This is a genomic window from Mesorhizobium sp. M0701, assembly GCF_040320365.1.
Lineage (GTDB): Bacteria > Pseudomonadota > Alphaproteobacteria > Rhizobiales > Rhizobiaceae > Mesorhizobium.
The window spans coordinates 13806-29435 of record NZ_JAMYPO010000011.1; the positions used below are offsets into that span (position 1 = coordinate 13806).

Annotated in this window: 14 protein-coding genes; 13 read left to right on the forward strand and 1 reads right to left on the reverse strand. The window is 61.9% G+C overall.

Annotated features, from left to right (window positions below; genetic code table 11):
* Positions 1–210 precede the first annotated feature (210 nt).
* Entirely contained in the window at positions 211–507 is a 297-nt protein-coding gene (locus NKI24_RS13380; protein ID WP_352450871.1) for a hypothetical protein, read from the forward strand.
* Between the two features lie 304 nt (positions 508–811).
* Positions 812–1126: a hypothetical protein gene (locus NKI24_RS13385; RefSeq protein ID WP_352450870.1), complete on the forward strand. Its 315-nt coding sequence runs from the start codon at positions 812–814 to the stop codon at positions 1124–1126.
* A gap of 13 nt (positions 1127–1139) precedes the next feature.
* On the opposite strand, the gene NKI24_RS13390 is transcribed toward NKI24_RS13385, so the two are convergent.
* Entirely contained in the window at positions 1140–1730 is a 591-nt protein-coding gene (locus tag NKI24_RS13390; RefSeq protein WP_502900811.1) for a GntR family transcriptional regulator, read from the reverse strand.
* A gap of 166 nt (positions 1731–1896) precedes the next feature.
* Between NKI24_RS13390 and NKI24_RS13395 the strand changes: the two genes are divergently transcribed.
* The 11 genes from NKI24_RS13395 to NKI24_RS13445 all read left to right on the forward strand — a co-directional run bounded on the left by NKI24_RS13395 (position 1897) and on the right by NKI24_RS13445 (position 15580).
* Entirely contained in the window at positions 1897–2790 is an 894-nt protein-coding gene (locus tag NKI24_RS13395) for a dihydrodipicolinate synthase family protein (RefSeq protein WP_352450868.1), read from the forward strand.
* A gap of 48 nt (positions 2791–2838) precedes the next feature.
* Positions 2839–4089, forward strand: a complete 1251-nt coding sequence (locus NKI24_RS13400) for an NAD(P)/FAD-dependent oxidoreductase (protein WP_352745868.1) — start codon at positions 2839–2841, stop codon at positions 4087–4089.
* A 28-nt stretch (positions 4090–4117) separates the two neighbouring features.
* Positions 4118–5119, forward strand: a complete 1002-nt coding sequence (locus NKI24_RS13405) for a 4-hydroxyproline epimerase (RefSeq protein WP_352683322.1) — start codon at positions 4118–4120, stop codon at positions 5117–5119.
* 335 nt (positions 5120–5454) lie between these two features.
* Complete coding sequence (locus NKI24_RS13410; protein WP_352454929.1) at positions 5455–6357, forward strand: branched-chain amino acid ABC transporter permease; 903 nt, start codon at positions 5455–5457, stop codon at positions 6355–6357.
* A gap of 4 nt (positions 6358–6361) precedes the next feature.
* On the forward strand, positions 6362–7990 hold the full coding sequence (livM, locus tag NKI24_RS13415; protein ID WP_352471241.1) for a high-affinity branched-chain amino acid ABC transporter permease LivM: 1629 nt from the start codon (positions 6362–6364) through the stop codon (positions 7988–7990).
* On the forward strand, positions 7990–9156 hold the full coding sequence (locus NKI24_RS13420) for an ABC transporter ATP-binding protein (protein ID WP_352540330.1): 1167 nt from the start codon (positions 7990–7992) through the stop codon (positions 9154–9156). The genes livM and NKI24_RS13420 overlap by 1 nt, the downstream gene beginning before the upstream one ends.
* Positions 9156–9884: an ABC transporter ATP-binding protein gene (locus NKI24_RS13425; RefSeq protein WP_352471239.1), complete on the forward strand. Its 729-nt coding sequence runs from the start codon at positions 9156–9158 to the stop codon at positions 9882–9884. Before NKI24_RS13420 ends, NKI24_RS13425 begins: the two co-directional genes overlap by 1 nt.
* A gap of 19 nt (positions 9885–9903) precedes the next feature.
* A complete protein-coding gene (locus NKI24_RS13430; RefSeq protein ID WP_352471238.1) occupies positions 9904–10251 on the forward strand; it encodes a DUF6867 family protein in 348 nt (115 codons plus the stop codon).
* A 138-nt stretch (positions 10252–10389) separates the two neighbouring features.
* Positions 10390–11508, forward strand: coding sequence for a branched-chain amino acid ABC transporter substrate-binding protein (locus NKI24_RS13435; RefSeq protein ID WP_352471237.1), 1119 nt, complete (start codon positions 10390–10392; stop codon positions 11506–11508).
* Between the two features lie 191 nt (positions 11509–11699).
* Positions 11700–15158: a pyruvate carboxylase gene (pyc, locus tag NKI24_RS13440; protein WP_352745877.1), complete on the forward strand. Its 3459-nt coding sequence runs from the start codon at positions 11700–11702 to the stop codon at positions 15156–15158.
* Between the two features lie 161 nt (positions 15159–15319).
* Positions 15320–15580, forward strand: a complete 261-nt coding sequence (locus NKI24_RS13445) for a DUF2312 domain-containing protein (RefSeq protein ID WP_023719653.1) — start codon at positions 15320–15322, stop codon at positions 15578–15580.
* The last annotated feature ends 50 nt before the right edge of the window (positions 15581–15630 follow it).

The window sequence follows — 15630 nt, forward strand, 5'->3', positions numbered from 1 at the left end:
GATCCAAATCGCAGAAAGCAAGAAAAGGCCCGGGCACCAAGCTCGGGCCTTTTTGTCGCGGTCTTCATCGGCATGAACACTAATGTGATGGAACCAAGAAGGCAGCAATCTTCTTAGGTTGCAGTCCTGCCGCGAAGGAGACGCTGGCAGATCAACCAACGGCGCTGGTAACGGCTCCGGGGGATATGTCCGGCGCAAAGGAGGTGTCAGATGACACGTCTCATGGCGACTATAGCTTGCGCTGCGATGGCCCTTTCCGCCGTCCCGGCAATGGCTGCCGAGCAATGCGCGGCTCGCGCCGATATGGTCAAGGCGCTCGGCGAGAAGTTTCATGAAAACCCAAGCGCGGTCGGCGTCGTCAATCCGAATGTGGTGCTTGAAGTCTTCGTTTCCGACAAGGGCACCTGGACCATCCTCGCCAGCGACACAAAAGGTCAAAGCTGCGTGATTTCAGTCGGCGAAGGCTGGGAAAGCGCGATGACGATAGCGGCGCTGCCAGGCACCTGAACGATTTATCACGGGTCTGCGCGCCTCGGCATGGCCGCGCAGCCTGTGGCCCATTCTTTTCGGCGACAGCCGTAAAACGGATCTGCAGGCGCCCGCTTGGGCGCCTGCTTGCGCTTTTCCATTGCCGATACCATATATCGAGAACATAATGGGAACATCTGGAATCGTTCCCACCAATGGCAGACCGGAACACAGAAAGGAACGACGCGATGATGATGACGTCGGAACCGGCCTGAATCGCTCCGGCAAAATGAGGCCGTCAAACCCCTCCTTTGCCGGAACGTGATGGCAAAGGAGGTGCCCTATGGCACGCAAATCGCTGTTGAGATGGGTGAAAACCCTGGTTCTTGCTGGCGCATTGGCGGTGGGTACGAACACCGCAGGCGCGCAATATCAATACTGCGTTGAACATGGCGAGCTCGTCGCCCATTTGAGCGAGAAGTTCCAGGAAAGGCAGTTTGCTTTGGGGCTGATCGGTCATGAGGCGGTCATGGAAGTCTTTGTCGCCGAGACCGGAACCTGGACCATCGTCGTCACCGATATCGCCGGCAGAAGCTGCATCGTCGCGGCCGGCGACAATTGGGAAAACGTGATGCCCCTGCCCGGCCAGGGCGCATGACGAAATGGCAGGCTCAGCGCGTAGCAGCCGCCTCGGCATGGCCGCGCAAAAGCGCCATCAGCCGCTTGGCGTCCTTGGCCGCGGCCTCTTCGTCGCTGGCGAGGATCGAACGGATCAGCGCGACATGATGCTCGGCGGATTCGGCCAATCCGGTATCGGCCTTGTAGCGGAACCAGAAGCGACGGCTATGGGTTTGCAAGGGTGCCGCCAGGCGCGCGGCGAACGGGTTGTCGGCAGCCAGCGCCAGCGCCTCGTCGAGCGCCTTGTCGGCCTGGATGAAGTAAAACACATTTTCCGAAATCACCGCTTTCTGCATGGCCAACGCTGCGTCATGAAACAGGTCGGCGGCCTCGCGGGTGACGAAGCGGGCGGCCGAGCGGGCAAGCACCACCTCGACGCCACGGCGGGCGTCGAGGACACGCAGCCAGTCGCCAGGGTGAAGCGGGGCAATGGCAATGCCGGCACGCGGCCGGACCTCGAGCAGCCCCTCCCAGGCCAGCCGCTGGATCGCTTCGCGCACCGGGGTGCGGCCGAGGCCGAGCCTGTCGATCAGCGCCCCCTCGGTGATGAAGCTCGCCGGCGCCAGTTCGAGAGTTACGATCATGTGCTCGAGCCTGCGGTAGGCCTTCGCGGTCGCCGGCTCGGAGCCAGGTCTGTCATATACCAATGCGACATCTCCTGATATATTGTTGATATATCACATCAGATTCAACGTTGACAGCCGGCTTCTTAAGAAATATACGGCTGATATATCAGATGGAGCGATCGACATGTGGGCCGGAGTCTTCCCCGCCGTTACGACCAAATTCACCGAGGACGACGGCCTCGACCATGCCGAGATGGAGCGCTGCTTTGCGCTGCAGATGGAGGCCGGCTGTGACGGCATCATCGTCTGCGGGTCGCTCGGCGAAGGCCCGATGCTGTCGCACGACGAGAAGATCGCGGTGCTGAAGACCGCGCAGAAGATCGCCGGCAACAAACCGGTGCTGTTGACGGTCAACGAGGCCGGTACACGCGAGGCGGCGGCGATCGCGCGCCGCGCCGCCAAGGAAGGCGCCAATGGTTTGATGGTGGTGCCGAGCCCGATCTACCATACCAATGCCGAGGAGACGGTCGCGGCACTCAGCGCCGTCGCCGCGGCCGGCGACCTGCCGGTGATGATCTACTCCAACCGGCTTGCCTACCGCGTCGACGTCACCGTCGACCAGATGGAGGAGTTGGCGAAGGACCAACGCTTCGTCGCCATAAAAGAGTCCTCCGACGACATCCGCCGCTCGACCGAGATCATCAACCGCCTCGGCGACCGCTACGACCTGTTCACCGGCGTAGACAATCTCGCCTTCGAGGCGCTGTCGGTCGGCGCCATCGGCTGGGTGGCGGGCCTGGTCACCGCGTTCCCGCGCGAGACCGTCGCCATCTACCAGCTGATGAGACAGGGCCGCCGCGAGGAGGCGTTGAAGATTTACCGCTGGTTCCGGCCGCTGCTCGACCTCGACGTCTCGACCTATCTGGTGCAGAACATCAAGCTCGCCGAAGTGTTGGCGATCAACACCAACGACCGCGTGCGCATGCCGCGCCAGCCATTGTCGGGCGAGCGGCGCAAGGCAGTCGAAAAGATCGTCAGGGATGCGCTGGTGGTGCGGCCAGAGCTGCCGACATTCTGATCCGGTCGCTTTGAAGGCATTTGCAGATGTGCAGCGCGGCGCATGGCAATGAATGATAATGCTACGCTCGATGTCGCCATCATTGGTGGCGGCATAATCGGCATCTGCGCCGCCGCCTTTCTGGCCGAGGCGGGGCGAAACGTCACGATCTTCGATCGGACGGGGATCTGTGAGGAAACCAGCTCCGGCAATGCCGCTGCCTTTGCCTTCTCCGATGTGCTGCCGCTCGCCCACAAGGGCATGATCAAGCAGTTGCCGAAATGGCTCGCCGACCCGCTCGGCCCGCTCAGCATCCCACCCGCGTATCTGCCGAAGCTGCTGCCCTGGCTGGTCCGCTTCTGGCGCGCCGGCCGAAGCGACCGCTATGAAGCCGGCCTTGCCGCGCAGGCCGGGATGATGAAGCTCGCCGAGGCGGAATGGATGGGCTTGCTCGACCGTTCCGGCACACGGCCGATGCTGCATGAGGACGGCTCGCTCGAACTCTACGACAGCGAGGCCGAGTTCAAGGCCTCGCTGACCGGCTGGGCGGCAAGGCAGCGCTTCGGCATCGGCTTCAGCCATGTCGAGGGGAGCGCTCTCACAGCCCTGCAGCCCGGTCTGTCGCCGCGCTTCGTCAAGGGAACGTTCGTGCCGGGGTGGAAAACCGTTGCCGATCCCAAGCTGCTTGGAAAGGCCTTGTGGGCCTATGCCGAGAGGTTGGGCGCCGGGTTCGAAAGGGCCCGGATCGAGCGTGTCAAGGCGGGACAGGACGGCGCGATCTTGACAACGGCCGACGGCACGCGGCGACGGGCGAAGCACGTCGTCATCGCTGCCGGGGCCTGGTCGCATCTGCTGGCGAGACATCTCGGCGACGGAATCCCGCTGGAGACCGAGCGTGGCTACAACACGACGTTGCCGAAGACTGCCTTCGACGTAAAGCGGCAATTGATCTTCTCCGGGCATGGCTTCGTCATCACGCCGCTCGAGACGGGCCTGCGCGTCGGCGGCGCGGTCGAACTCGGCGGCCTTGAGAGGCCGCCCAATTATGCGCGCTCGAAAGCGCTGCTCGAAAAGGCGCAGAAATTCCTGCCGGGACTGGATCCGGCCAATGGACGCGAATGGATGGGGTTCCGGCCGTCGCTGCCGGATTCGCTGCCGGTGATCGGGCGGTCGCAACAAACGCCGTCGGTGGTGTATGGTTTCGGCCACGGTCACCTCGGCCTGACCCAGGCCGCGGTGACCGGGCGCTTGATCCGCGAGCTCGTTCTCGGGCAGAATCCATCGCTCGATCTCGGCCCGTTCAGCCCGCAACGGTTTTGAGTTCGAAGACAGTCAGTTGGGAGCCGGCATGGCCAAGAATTCCTTCTTCTGCATAGACGGCCACACCTGCGGCAATCCGGTGCGGCTGGTCGCCGGCGGCGGGCCTTTGCTCAAGGGCTCGACGATGATGGAGCGGCGAGCGCATTTCCTGGCCGAATATGACTGGATCCGCACCGGGCTGATGTTCGAGCCGCGCGGCCATGACGTGATGTCCGGCTCGATCCTCTATCCGCCGACGCGTGAAGATTGCGACATCGCCATCCTGTTCATCGAAACCTCGGGCTGCTTGCCGATGTGCGGCCACGGCACCATCGGCACGGTAACTTTTGCCGTCGAGCATGGGCTGATCAAGCCGAAGACACCGGGCGTGCTCAGGCTGGATACGCCGGCGGGCTTGGTCGTAGCGGAGTACAGCCAAGTCGGCGACTATGTCGAGGAGGTGCGCATCACCAATGTGCCTTCCTTCCTCTATGCCGAGGCTCTGACGGTCGAATGCCCCGGGCTCGGCGAGATCAGCGTCGATGTCGCCTATGGCGGCAATTTCTACGCCATCGTCGAACCGCAAAAAACCTATCGCGACATGGCCGACCATTCGGCCGGCGAACTGATCGCCTGGAGCCCGGTGATGCGGCAGCGGCTCAACGAGAAATATTCCTTCGTCCACCCGGAGAATCCCGGCATCGATAAGCTGTCGCACATATTGTGGACCGGGGCGCCGACCAACCCGCAAGCCGATGCCCGCAACGCCGTCTTCTACGGCGACAAGGCAATCGACCGCTCGCCCTGCGGCACCGGCACCTCGGCGCGGATGGCGCAGCTTCACGCCAAGGGCAAGCTTGGGGTCGGCAACGACTTCGTCCACGAATCGATCATCGGGTCGCTGTTCAAGGGCAGGGTGGAGAAAGAGGTCACCGTCGCCGGCAAGCCGGCAATCATTCCGTCGATCGGCGGGTGGGCGCGGATGACCGGATTGAACACGATCTTCATCGACGACCGCGACCCATTCGCGCACGGCTTCGTCGTCAAATAGAGAAAACGCTGACGCAAGCGAAAGAAAGAGAGCGCAAACGGATTGCCTTCGACGACGCAACGATCCCGCTCATCAACTTATTTTGACGGCGATTTCTTCGAAATGGAGCGCATGCTGCGATTGAATCGTCAAAGACATTGCGTTAGGCCAATGGTAGGGTCCGCGATGGTCCAGGGGGCGCACCGGAACAAAACGGGCAATCGGACGACGTGCGGCGAAAACACGCGTAATGATCGAAAAATCACGTTGCAATCCGGGCTCGAAACTTTACGACTAGGGAAAATACGAAAAGGAATGCGTCTGCATGGGCGACATTCCAGGGGAGCCACGACAGCATGCAGTATTTTGTCCAGCAGCTTATCAACGGGCTGACGCTGGGATCGATCTATGGGCTGATAGCGATCGGCTATACGATGGTCTACGGCATCATCGGCATGATAAATTTCGCCCATGGCGACATTTTCATGATCGGCGCTTTCACCGCGCTCATCGTTTTCCTTATCCTCGGTGCATTGTTCTATTCGCTGCCGATCGTCGTTGCGCTGCTGATCATGATGATCGTCGCGATGCTGCTGACCAGCCTGTATAACTGGACGATCGAGAAGGTGGCCTACCGGCCTTTGCGCGGTTCATTCCGGCTGGCGCCGCTGATCACCGCGATTGGCATGTCGATTGCGCTGTCCAATTTCGTCCAGGTGACGCAAGGGCCGCGCAACAAGCCGGTCCCGCCAATGGTGTCCAAGGTCTACAACATCGAAGGCATCAGCGTCTCGCTGAAGCAGATCATCATCGTCCTGGTCACCATAGTCCTGCTGGCGCTGTTCTGGTACCTGGTCAACAAGACCTCGCTCGGCCGGGCACAGCGCGCCTGCGAGCAGGATCGCAAGATGGCCGCACTGCTCGGCGTCGACGTCGATCGCACCATCTCGATCACCTTCATCATGGGCGCCGCCCTTGCCGCCGTCGCCGGCACGTTGTTCCTGATGTATTACGGCGTTGTGGTGTTTTCCGACGGCTTTACGCCCGGTGTGAAGGCGTTTACTGCCGCGGTGCTCGGCGGCATCGGCTCACTGCCCGGCGCCGTGCTCGGCGGGCTGATGATTGGCTTCATCGAAAGCATGTGGTCGGCTTATTTCTCGATCGACTACAAGGACGTCGCCGCCTTCTCCATCCTGGCGATCGTGCTGATCTTCCTGCCTTCCGGCATTCTCGGCCGGCCAGAAGTCGAAAAGGTCTGAGATCATGGCGGTTACCGTGTCTCCGGAAAGCACCGTCGTTGCCACCCCGGTCCAGCGCGCTTTTCGCGAAGCGCTCTATGCCGGCGCCATCTCGCTTGGCCTGTTCGTGCTGTTCATCGGCCTGAAAACCGACCAGAATATCTCCAACGAACTGATCCTGGTGCAACGCTGGGGCTTGCTCGCCGGCGTCGTGATCGCCACCATGGCAGGACGCTTCCTCTATGTCGCCTATGGCCAGCCCTTCCTGGCGAACCAGAAGATCGTCGACGTCGCCACCGGCCTGCTGCCGGTCAGCCTGGCTTCGCGATTCTTCCGCCTTCCCGCGTTCATCGTGGCGCTCGCCGTCGCCGTTATTCTGCTCGCGCTCAGCGGCTTTCTGACCGAGGCCTTAGGGCCGGAACTTTCCGATTTTGTGCGGTTCCTGCGGGCGCTCGCAATCATCTATGCGCTGGCTTGGCTGATATATCGGTTCCGGGCCTTCATTCACGCTCATTTCTCGGCATTGGGCATAACCGCACTGGCGCTCTACCCGATTATCGTGGTGTTGGTGCTGGCTCTATATGCCGGGTCGATGGCCGCCGGTTTCCAGGGCTCGCTGAAATATGTCGACAATTACGGCATCCAGATCCTGATCTACGTGATGCTGGCTTGGGGGCTGAATATCGTTATCGGCTTGGCCGGCTTGCTCGATCTCGGCTATGTCGCCTTCTACGCCGTCGGTGCCTACGCCTATGCGCTGCTCGGCACGCATTTCGGCCTCTCCTTCTGGATCCTGCTGCCCGCCGCTGGCCTGATGGCTGCGTTCTGGGGCGTGATGCTCGGCTTCCCGGTGCTGCGCCTGCGCGGTGACTATCTGGCGATCGTGACGCTCGCCTTCGGCGAAATCATAAGGCTGGTGATCATCAACTGGCGCGAGGTGACCAACGGCTCGGCCGGCATTTCCGGCATCCCGAAGGTGTCTTTCTTCGGCCTGATGTCGTTCAACGTCTCCGATCCGAACTACATCTCGAAGGTGCTCGGCATCGCCCAATCGGGTGCCTACTACAAGATATTCCTCTACTATTTGATCCTTGGGCTCTGTCTGCTGACGGCCTTCGTCACCGTGAGGCTCAGGCGTCTGCCGGTCGGCCGCGCCTGGGAAGCGCTGCGCGAGGACGAGATCGCGTGCCGCTCGCTCGGTATCAACACCACCACCACCAAGCTCACGGCCTTTGCCACGGGCGCGATGTTTGGCGGCTTCGCCGGCTCGTTCTTTGCCGCGCGGCAAGGCTTCGTCAGCCCGGAATCCTTCGTCTTCCTGGAATCCGCGATCATCCTTGCCATCGTCGTGCTTGGCGGCATGGGCTCGCTGGTCGGCATTGCCGTCGCCGCCATGGTGATGATCGGCGGCACCGAAATCCTGCGCGAACTGGATTTCCTCAAGACCGGCCTGAGTTGGGGCAACATCAAGGTTATACCCGGGTTCGGCCCCGACTTCACGCCGGAGCTTTATCGCATGCTGTTGTTCGGCATGGCCATGGTCATCGTCATGCTGTGGAAGCCGCGCGGCTTCGTCGGCAGCCGCGAGCCGACAGCCTTCCTCAAGGTGCGCAGGGCGGTGTCGGGGTCCTTTACCAAGGAGGGACACGGCTGATGAACGCGAGCCCCTCCGTGAACGATGCCATCCTGCAGGTCGATCATTTGTCGATGAAGTTCGGCGGTCTCGTCGCCATCGGCGACCTGTCGTTCCAGGCCAAACGCGGCGAGATCACCGCGCTGATCGGTCCCAACGGCGCCGGCAAGACCACCGTGTTCAATTGCATCACCGGTTTCTACAAACCGTCGGAAGGCATGATCACGCTCAATCGGCGCGACGGCTCGACCTTCCTGCTCGAACGTTTGCCGAACCATGAAATCCCGGCGCGGGCCAAGGTGGCGCGCACCTTCCAGAACATCCGCCTGTTCTCGGGCATGACGCTGCTGGAGAACCTGCTGGTGGCCCAGCACAACAAGCTGATGAAGGCGTCCGGCTATACCATTCTCGGCCTGTTCGGTTATAGCGGATACAGACAGGCTTCGGCGGAATCGGTTGAACTGGCCGAGCACTGGCTGGAAAAGGCCGATCTCGTCGACCGCGCCGACGATCCTGCCGGCGATCTGCCATATGGCGCGCAGCGACGGCTCGAAATTGCTCGCGCCATGTGCACCGGCCCTGAGCTTCTGTGCCTCGACGAGCCGGCCGCCGGCCTTAATCCGAAGGAATCGGCGGCGCTCAATGCACTGCTGATGGACATCAAGGACAACACCGGCACGTCGATCCTTTTGATCGAGCATGATATGGCGGTGGTTATGCAGATTTCGGACCATGTCGTCGTGCTCGAATACGGGCGCAAGATCTCCGACGGCAACCCGCAATCGGTGCGGACCGACCCGCGCGTCATCGCTGCCTACCTCGGCGTCGAAGACGAGGACGTCGAGACGGTGCTGACCGAAGTCGGCGACGAAGACGTCATCGAGCAATTGGATACGGGTCCGGATGCGGCCCATGGCCCAGGCACATCGTCTTCGTATCTCGCCGGACCGGTTGCCGACACGGTTGGCCACAGCGAGGGCGAACGCGTCACCGTGTCAAAGGGCGCTTCGAAAGCCGGGCAGATCGATGCAAGGTCGAGTGCCGCGGCAAAGTCCGGATCGCCGGCCAAAGCCAAATCGGCCGCGAAATCTTCTGCCGCAAAATCTTCCACTGCAAAGCCGGCCTCCAAGGCTCCGGTGAAGTCAAAAACTCCCGGCACCTCTAATCGGCGTGGAGGGCGGAAATAATGGCCGGCACAACGCTGCTCGATATCAAGGGCGTCCAGACCTACTACGGCAACATCAGGGCGCTGAACGGCGTCGATGTCACGGTCAAGCAAGGTGAGATCGTAGCGCTGATCGGTGCCAACGGCGCCGGCAAGTCGACGCTGATGATGACCATCTTCGGTGCTCCCCGCGCCCGCGCGGGTACCATCACATTCGCCGGTACCGACATCACCCAGATGCCGACCCACGAGATCGCGCGCATGCGCATCGCCCAGTCGCCGGAAGGGCGCCGCATTTTCCCACGCATGACGGTGATGGAAAACCTGCAAATGGGCGCCAGCCTCGACAACCTCGAGCATTATGACGAGGACGTCGAGAAGGTGTTCACGCTGTTTCCACGCCTGAAGGAACGCATTGCCCAGCGTGGTGGCACGCTGTCCGGCGGCGAGCAGCAGATGCTGTCGATCGGGCGCGCGCTGATGGCGCGGCCGAAGCTGCTTTTGCTCGACGAGCCGTCGCTTGGCCTGGCGCCGCTGATCGTCAAGCAGATATTCGACGCTATCCGGGAGCTGAACCGCACGCAGGGACTGACCGTGTTCCTGGTCGAGCAAAACGCCTTCGGCGCTCTGAAGCTCGCCACGCGCGGCTATGTCATGGTCAACGGCAACGTGACGATGAGCGGCACCGGCAAGGAGTTGCTCGCCAATCCGGAGGTGCGCGCCGCCTATCTCGAAGGCGGCCATCACTGAGTTTCAGGAGACATCAATCATGCAGGGCATTGTCTATGAGGAACCCTCGATCTGGCAGTTCTTCTTCGTCACCTGCCTGCTCGGCGGCTGGGCGGCGTGGATGACGGGCAAGGCATGTGCGCAGACGTGGCGCAGCTTCGCCCAGTTGTTCGCCTACATGCTGGGGCTCGGCATCGGCGTAAGATTCATCCATCATGCGCTGTTCGGCGGAACGATGTTTTCGCTGCATTACTACGTGGTCGACACCATCGTGCTGATGATATTGGGCTTCATTGGCTACCAATACACGCGCACCAACCAGATGGTAACGCAGTATAATTGGCTTTACGAAAGAGCCTCTCTTTTGAGCTGGAAACCAAAAGGTTGACATTTATCATTAACGGCGCTTCAGGGATGAATCGGCGTGACAAGTGCCTGAAAATCGGCAAAGTACTCTTTCTGCGAGCAAGAGTGGGCATCGCATGAAAGCAACATCCACGCCCACTCGGTAAATGGGAGCGTTTCAATGAAAAAGTCACTTTTGTCCGCCGTCGCCCTGACCGCGCTTGTCGCGTTCAGCGGCAGCGCGTGGGCTGACATCCTGATCGGCGTTGCCGGTCCGATCACTGGCCCGAACGCAGCATTCGGCGCGCAGTTGCAGAAGGGCGCCGAACAGGCTGCCGCCGATATCAACGCGGCTGGCGGCATTAACGGCGAGCAGATCAAGATCGAGGTCGGCGACGACGTGTCGGATCCGAAGCAGGGCATCTCGGTCGCCAACAAGTTTGTCGCCGATGGCGTCAAATATGTCGTCGGCCACTTCAATTCGGGCGTCACCATTCCGGCGTCAGAGGTCTATGCCGAGAACGGCATTCTCGTCATCACGCCTTCCGCGACCAACCCGAAGCTGACCGAGCGGGGCCTGTGGAACACGTTCCGTACCTGCGGACGCGACGATCAGCAGGGCAAGGTTGCCGGCGACTACCTCGCCGCGCACTTTAAGGACGGCAAGATCGCCGTCGTCCACGACAAGACGCCTTACGGCCAGGGTCTCGCCGACGAAACCAAGAAGGCACTCAATGCTGATGGCGTGACCGAAGCCATGTATGAGGGCATCAATGTCGGCGACAAGGACTTCTCGGCGTTGATCGCCAAGATGAAGGATGCCGGCGTCAACGTCGTCTACTATGGCGGCCTGCACACCGAGGCCGGCCTGATTATGCGCCAGCTCGCCGATCAGGGTCTCAAGGCCCAGTTCATGTCCGGCGACGGCATCGTGTCGAACGAATTGGCCTCCATCGCCGGCGATGCCGTCGACGGCACGCTGATGACGTTCGCTCCCGATCCGCGCAAGAACCCGAACGCCAAGGAACTCGTGGAGAAGTTCCGCGCCGCCGGTTTCGAGCCTGAAGCCTATACGCTCTACTCCTACGCCGCGCTGCAGATCGTCGCCGCCGCCGCCAACAAGGTCGGCTCTTCCGACGACGCGCAGAAGGTTGCGGAAGAGATCAAGAAGAGTGGCCCGTGGAAGACCGCCATCGGCGACATCGGCTATGACGCAAAGGGCGACATCACCCGTCCCGACTACGTCATCTACACTTGGAAGAAGGGTGACGACGGCAAGTACACCTACTTCGAACAATAAGCCGGCAAACGCCTGCAGCCCAAAAAATGCCCGGCGCCTCGCGCCGGGCATTTTTCATTTGTCTTTTGCTTCATCGCATAGCCGCAAGGATTTAAATCGGTTTAGCCGACGTCTCCATTTTTGTTTGCACTGCAGCATTTTCGCGCTAATCATGTCCAGCAGTTCCCTTTCCCGCGTCCGGAGCCCTGTCCTTGGCAATCTCGAAGATCCTTGTCGCCAACCGCTCCGAAATAGCCATCCGCGTCTTCCGCGCGGCCAATGAGCTCGGCCTCAAAACCGTGGCGATCTGGGCAGAGGAGGACAAATACTCCCTGCATCGCTTCAAGGCCGACGAAAGCTACCAGGTCGGGCGCGGGCCGCATTTGGCCAGGGACATGGGGCCGATAGAAAGCTATCTGTCGATCGAGGAGGTTATCCGCGTCGCCAGGCTATCGGGCGCCGATGCCATCCATCCAGGCTACGGCCTGCTGTCGGAAAGCCCGGAATTCGCCGAGGCCTGCGCCACGGCCGGCATCATCTTCATCGGGCCAAAGCCGGATACGATGCGCAGGCTAGGCAACAAGGTCGCCGCTCGCAACCTCGCGATCGAAGTCGGCGTGCCGGTAATTCCCGCCACCGATCCCTTGCCGGACGACATGGAGGCGGTAAAGGAACTCGCCAAGACGATCGGCTACCCGGTGATGCTCAAGGCATCCTGGGGCGGCGGCGGCCGCGGCATGCGCGCCATCCGCTCCGAGGCCGATCTCGCGCGCGAGGTCATGGAAGGCAAGCGTGAGGCGAAGGCGGCTTTCGGCAAGGACGAGGTCTATCTCGAAAAGCTGATCGAGCGCGCACGCCATGTCGAGGTGCAGGTGCTGGGCGACACTCATGGCAACGCCGTGCACCTGTTCGAGCGCGATTGTTCGATCCAGCGCCGCAACCAGAAAGTGGTCGAGCGGGCGCCGGCGCCCTACCTCGAAATGTCACAGCGCGAGGAGCTTTGCGGCTACGCGCTGAGGATCGCGCGCGAAACCAGCTATATCGGCGCCGGCACGGTCGAGTTCCTGCAGGATGCCGATACCGGAAAATTCTACTTCATCGAGGTCAATCCGCGTATCCAGGTCGAGCACACGGTCACCGAACAGGTGACCGGCATCGACATCGTCAAGGCGCAGATCCATATCCTCGACGGCTTTGCCATCGGCACGGCGGAATCGGGCGTTCCGGCGCAGAAGGACATCAGGCTCAACGGCCACGCGCTGCAGTGCCGCATCACCACGGAAGATCCCGAGCATAATTTCATCCCCGACTATGGCCGCATCACCGCCTATCGCGGTGCCACCGGCTTCGGTATCCGCCTTGATGGCGGCACCGCCTATTCGGGCGCGGTCATCACCCGCTTCTACGATCCGCTGCTGGAAAAGGTAACGGCGTGGGCGCCGACGCCGGCCGAGACCATCGCCCGCATGAACCGGGCGCTGCGCGAATTCCGTATCCGCGGCGTGGCGACCAACCTCACGTTCCTCGAGGCGATCATCAATCACCCGAGCTTCGCCGACAATTCCTACACCACCAAGTTCATCGACACGACGCCGGAACTGTTCGCCAGTGTGAAGCGGCAGGACCGCGCGACCAAGCTGCTCAACTACCTTGCCGACGTTTCGGTCAATGGTCATCCCGAGACGCGCGGCCGGCCGCAGCCAAAGGCCGATGCGGCGCCACCGGTGGTGCCATATCTCAACGGCAATGTGCCTCAAGGCAGCAAGCAGAAGCTCGACGTGCTCGGGCCGGAGAAATTCGCCGCGTGGATGCGCGAGCAAACAGAGGTGCTGGTCACCGACACGACAATGCGCGACGGGCATCAATCCTTGCTCGCGACGCGTGTGCGCACCTATGACATTGCCGGAATTGCCGGCACCTATGCGCGTGCTCTGCCGCAGCTTTTGTCGCTCGAATGCTGGGGCGGCGCCACATTCGACGTCGCCATGCGCTTTCTCACCGAAGACCCATGGGAGCGGCTGTCCCTGGTGCGCGAGGCAACACCCAACCTTCTGCTGCAGATGCTCCTGCGCGGTGCCAACGGCGTTGGCTATACCAACTATCCCGACAATGTCGTCCAGCATTTCGTCCGCCAGGCCGCTGCCGGCGGCATCGACCTGTTCCGGGTCTTCGACTGCCTGAACTGGGTCGAGAACATGCGCGTGGCCATGGATGCGATCGGCGCCGAGGGCAGACTGATCGAAGCGGCGATCTGTTATACCGGCGACATACTCGATCCGGCGCGGGCCAAATACGATCTGAAATACTATGTCGGCCTGGCCAGGGAATTGCAGGCGGCAGGCGCCCATATCATCGCCGTCAAGGACATGGCTGGGCTTCTAAAGCCGAGCGCTGCCCGCGCGCTGTTCAAGGCACTGCGCGAGGCGACGGACCTGCCGATCCACTTCCACACCCACGACACATCCGGCCTGTCGGCGGCAACCGTGCTGGCGGCGGTGGAGAGCGGCGTCGACGCCATCGACGCGGCGATGGATTCGCTATCCGGCAACACCTCGCAGCCGTGCCTCGGTTCGATCGTGGAGGCGCTGAAGGGCACCGAGCGCGATCCGGGCCTCGACCCGCAGTGGATCAGGAACATCTCGTTCTACTGGGAGGCGGTGCGCAACCAGTATTCAGCCTTCGAAAGCGACCTGAAGGGACCGGCATCGGAGGTCTATCTGCACGAAATGCCGGGCGGTCAGTTCACCAACCTCAAGGAACAGGCGCGCTCGCTCGGGCTGGAGACACGCTGGCACGAGGTGGCGCAGACCTATCACGACGTCAATCTGATGTTCGGCGACATCGTCAAGGTGACGCCGTCGTCCAAGGTCGTCGGCGACATGGCGCTGATGATGGTGAGCCAGGACCTGACCGTCGCCGACGTCGAGAATCCGGCGAGGGACATCGCCTTCCCGGATTCGGTGGTGTCGATGTTGCGCGGCGATCTCGGCCAGTCGCCGGGCGGCTGGCCAAAGCCATTGCAGAAGAAGGTGCTGAAGGGCGAAAAGCCGATCACGGTGCGGCCGGGTTCGCTGCTCAAACCGGCGGACCTCAAGGCCAGTCGCGCGGAGGTCGAGGAAAAGCTCGAGCGCAAGCTCAGCGAGTTCGAGTTCGCGTCGTGGCTGATGTATCCGAAGGTGTTTTCCGATTTTGCCGCCGCGCAGGAGACCTACGGGCCGGTCAGCGTGCTGCCGACGCCGACCTATTTCTACGGCATGAAGCCGGAAGACGAGATTTTCGTCGACATCGAAAAAGGCAAGACGCTGGTGGTGCGCTGCCTTGCCATCGGCGATGTCGACGAAAAGGGCATGGTCACCGTGTTCTTCGAGCTCAACGGGCAGCCGCGCCGGGTGAAGGTGCCGGACCGGGCGCATGGCGCGTCCGCTGCCAAGGCACGGCGCAAGGCGGAGCCGGGCAATGAGGCGCATGTCGGCGCGCCGATGCCTGGCGTCGTCTCGGCGCTTGCGGTCGCTGCCGGCCAGGCGGTGAAGGCCGGCGACGTGCTGCTGTCGATCGAAGCGATGAAGATGGAAACGGCGTTGCATGCCGAACGCGACGGCACCATAGCCGAGGTGCTGGTCAAGGCCGGCGACCAGATCGATGCCAAGGATCTGCTGATCGCGTTCGGGTGAAACAGGCCGGCATCGATAGGGCCTTGTCGGCGCCTGGCAGCAGCCCTTCATGCCGCATCGATAGTACCTTGACCCGCCGCGCCCGGTCGGGCATCGAACCGCTGCAATTCGCCGCTCGGGTCACCCCGAGTCGCGGCGAGAAACGACGCGGAGAGAAGAATATGGCCGACGACATCACCGAGACCAGCCAGACTGTTGCCGCCGGCCAGCTGCGCGCCTTCATCGAACGAATCGAGCGGCTCGAGGAAGAGAAGAAGACGATTGCCGACGACATCAAGGAAGTGTTCGCCGAGGCCAAGGGCACTGGCTTCGACACCAAGGCGATGCGGTCGATCATCCGGCTGCGCAAGAAGGACCAGGCCGAGCGGCAGGAAGAGGAGTCCATCCTCGATCTGTACAAGGCTGCGCTCGGCATGGTGTAAAGGCCGGCCTCGGCGCCGGAGACGATCGCGGGAGAAGCGGTTCTGACCAT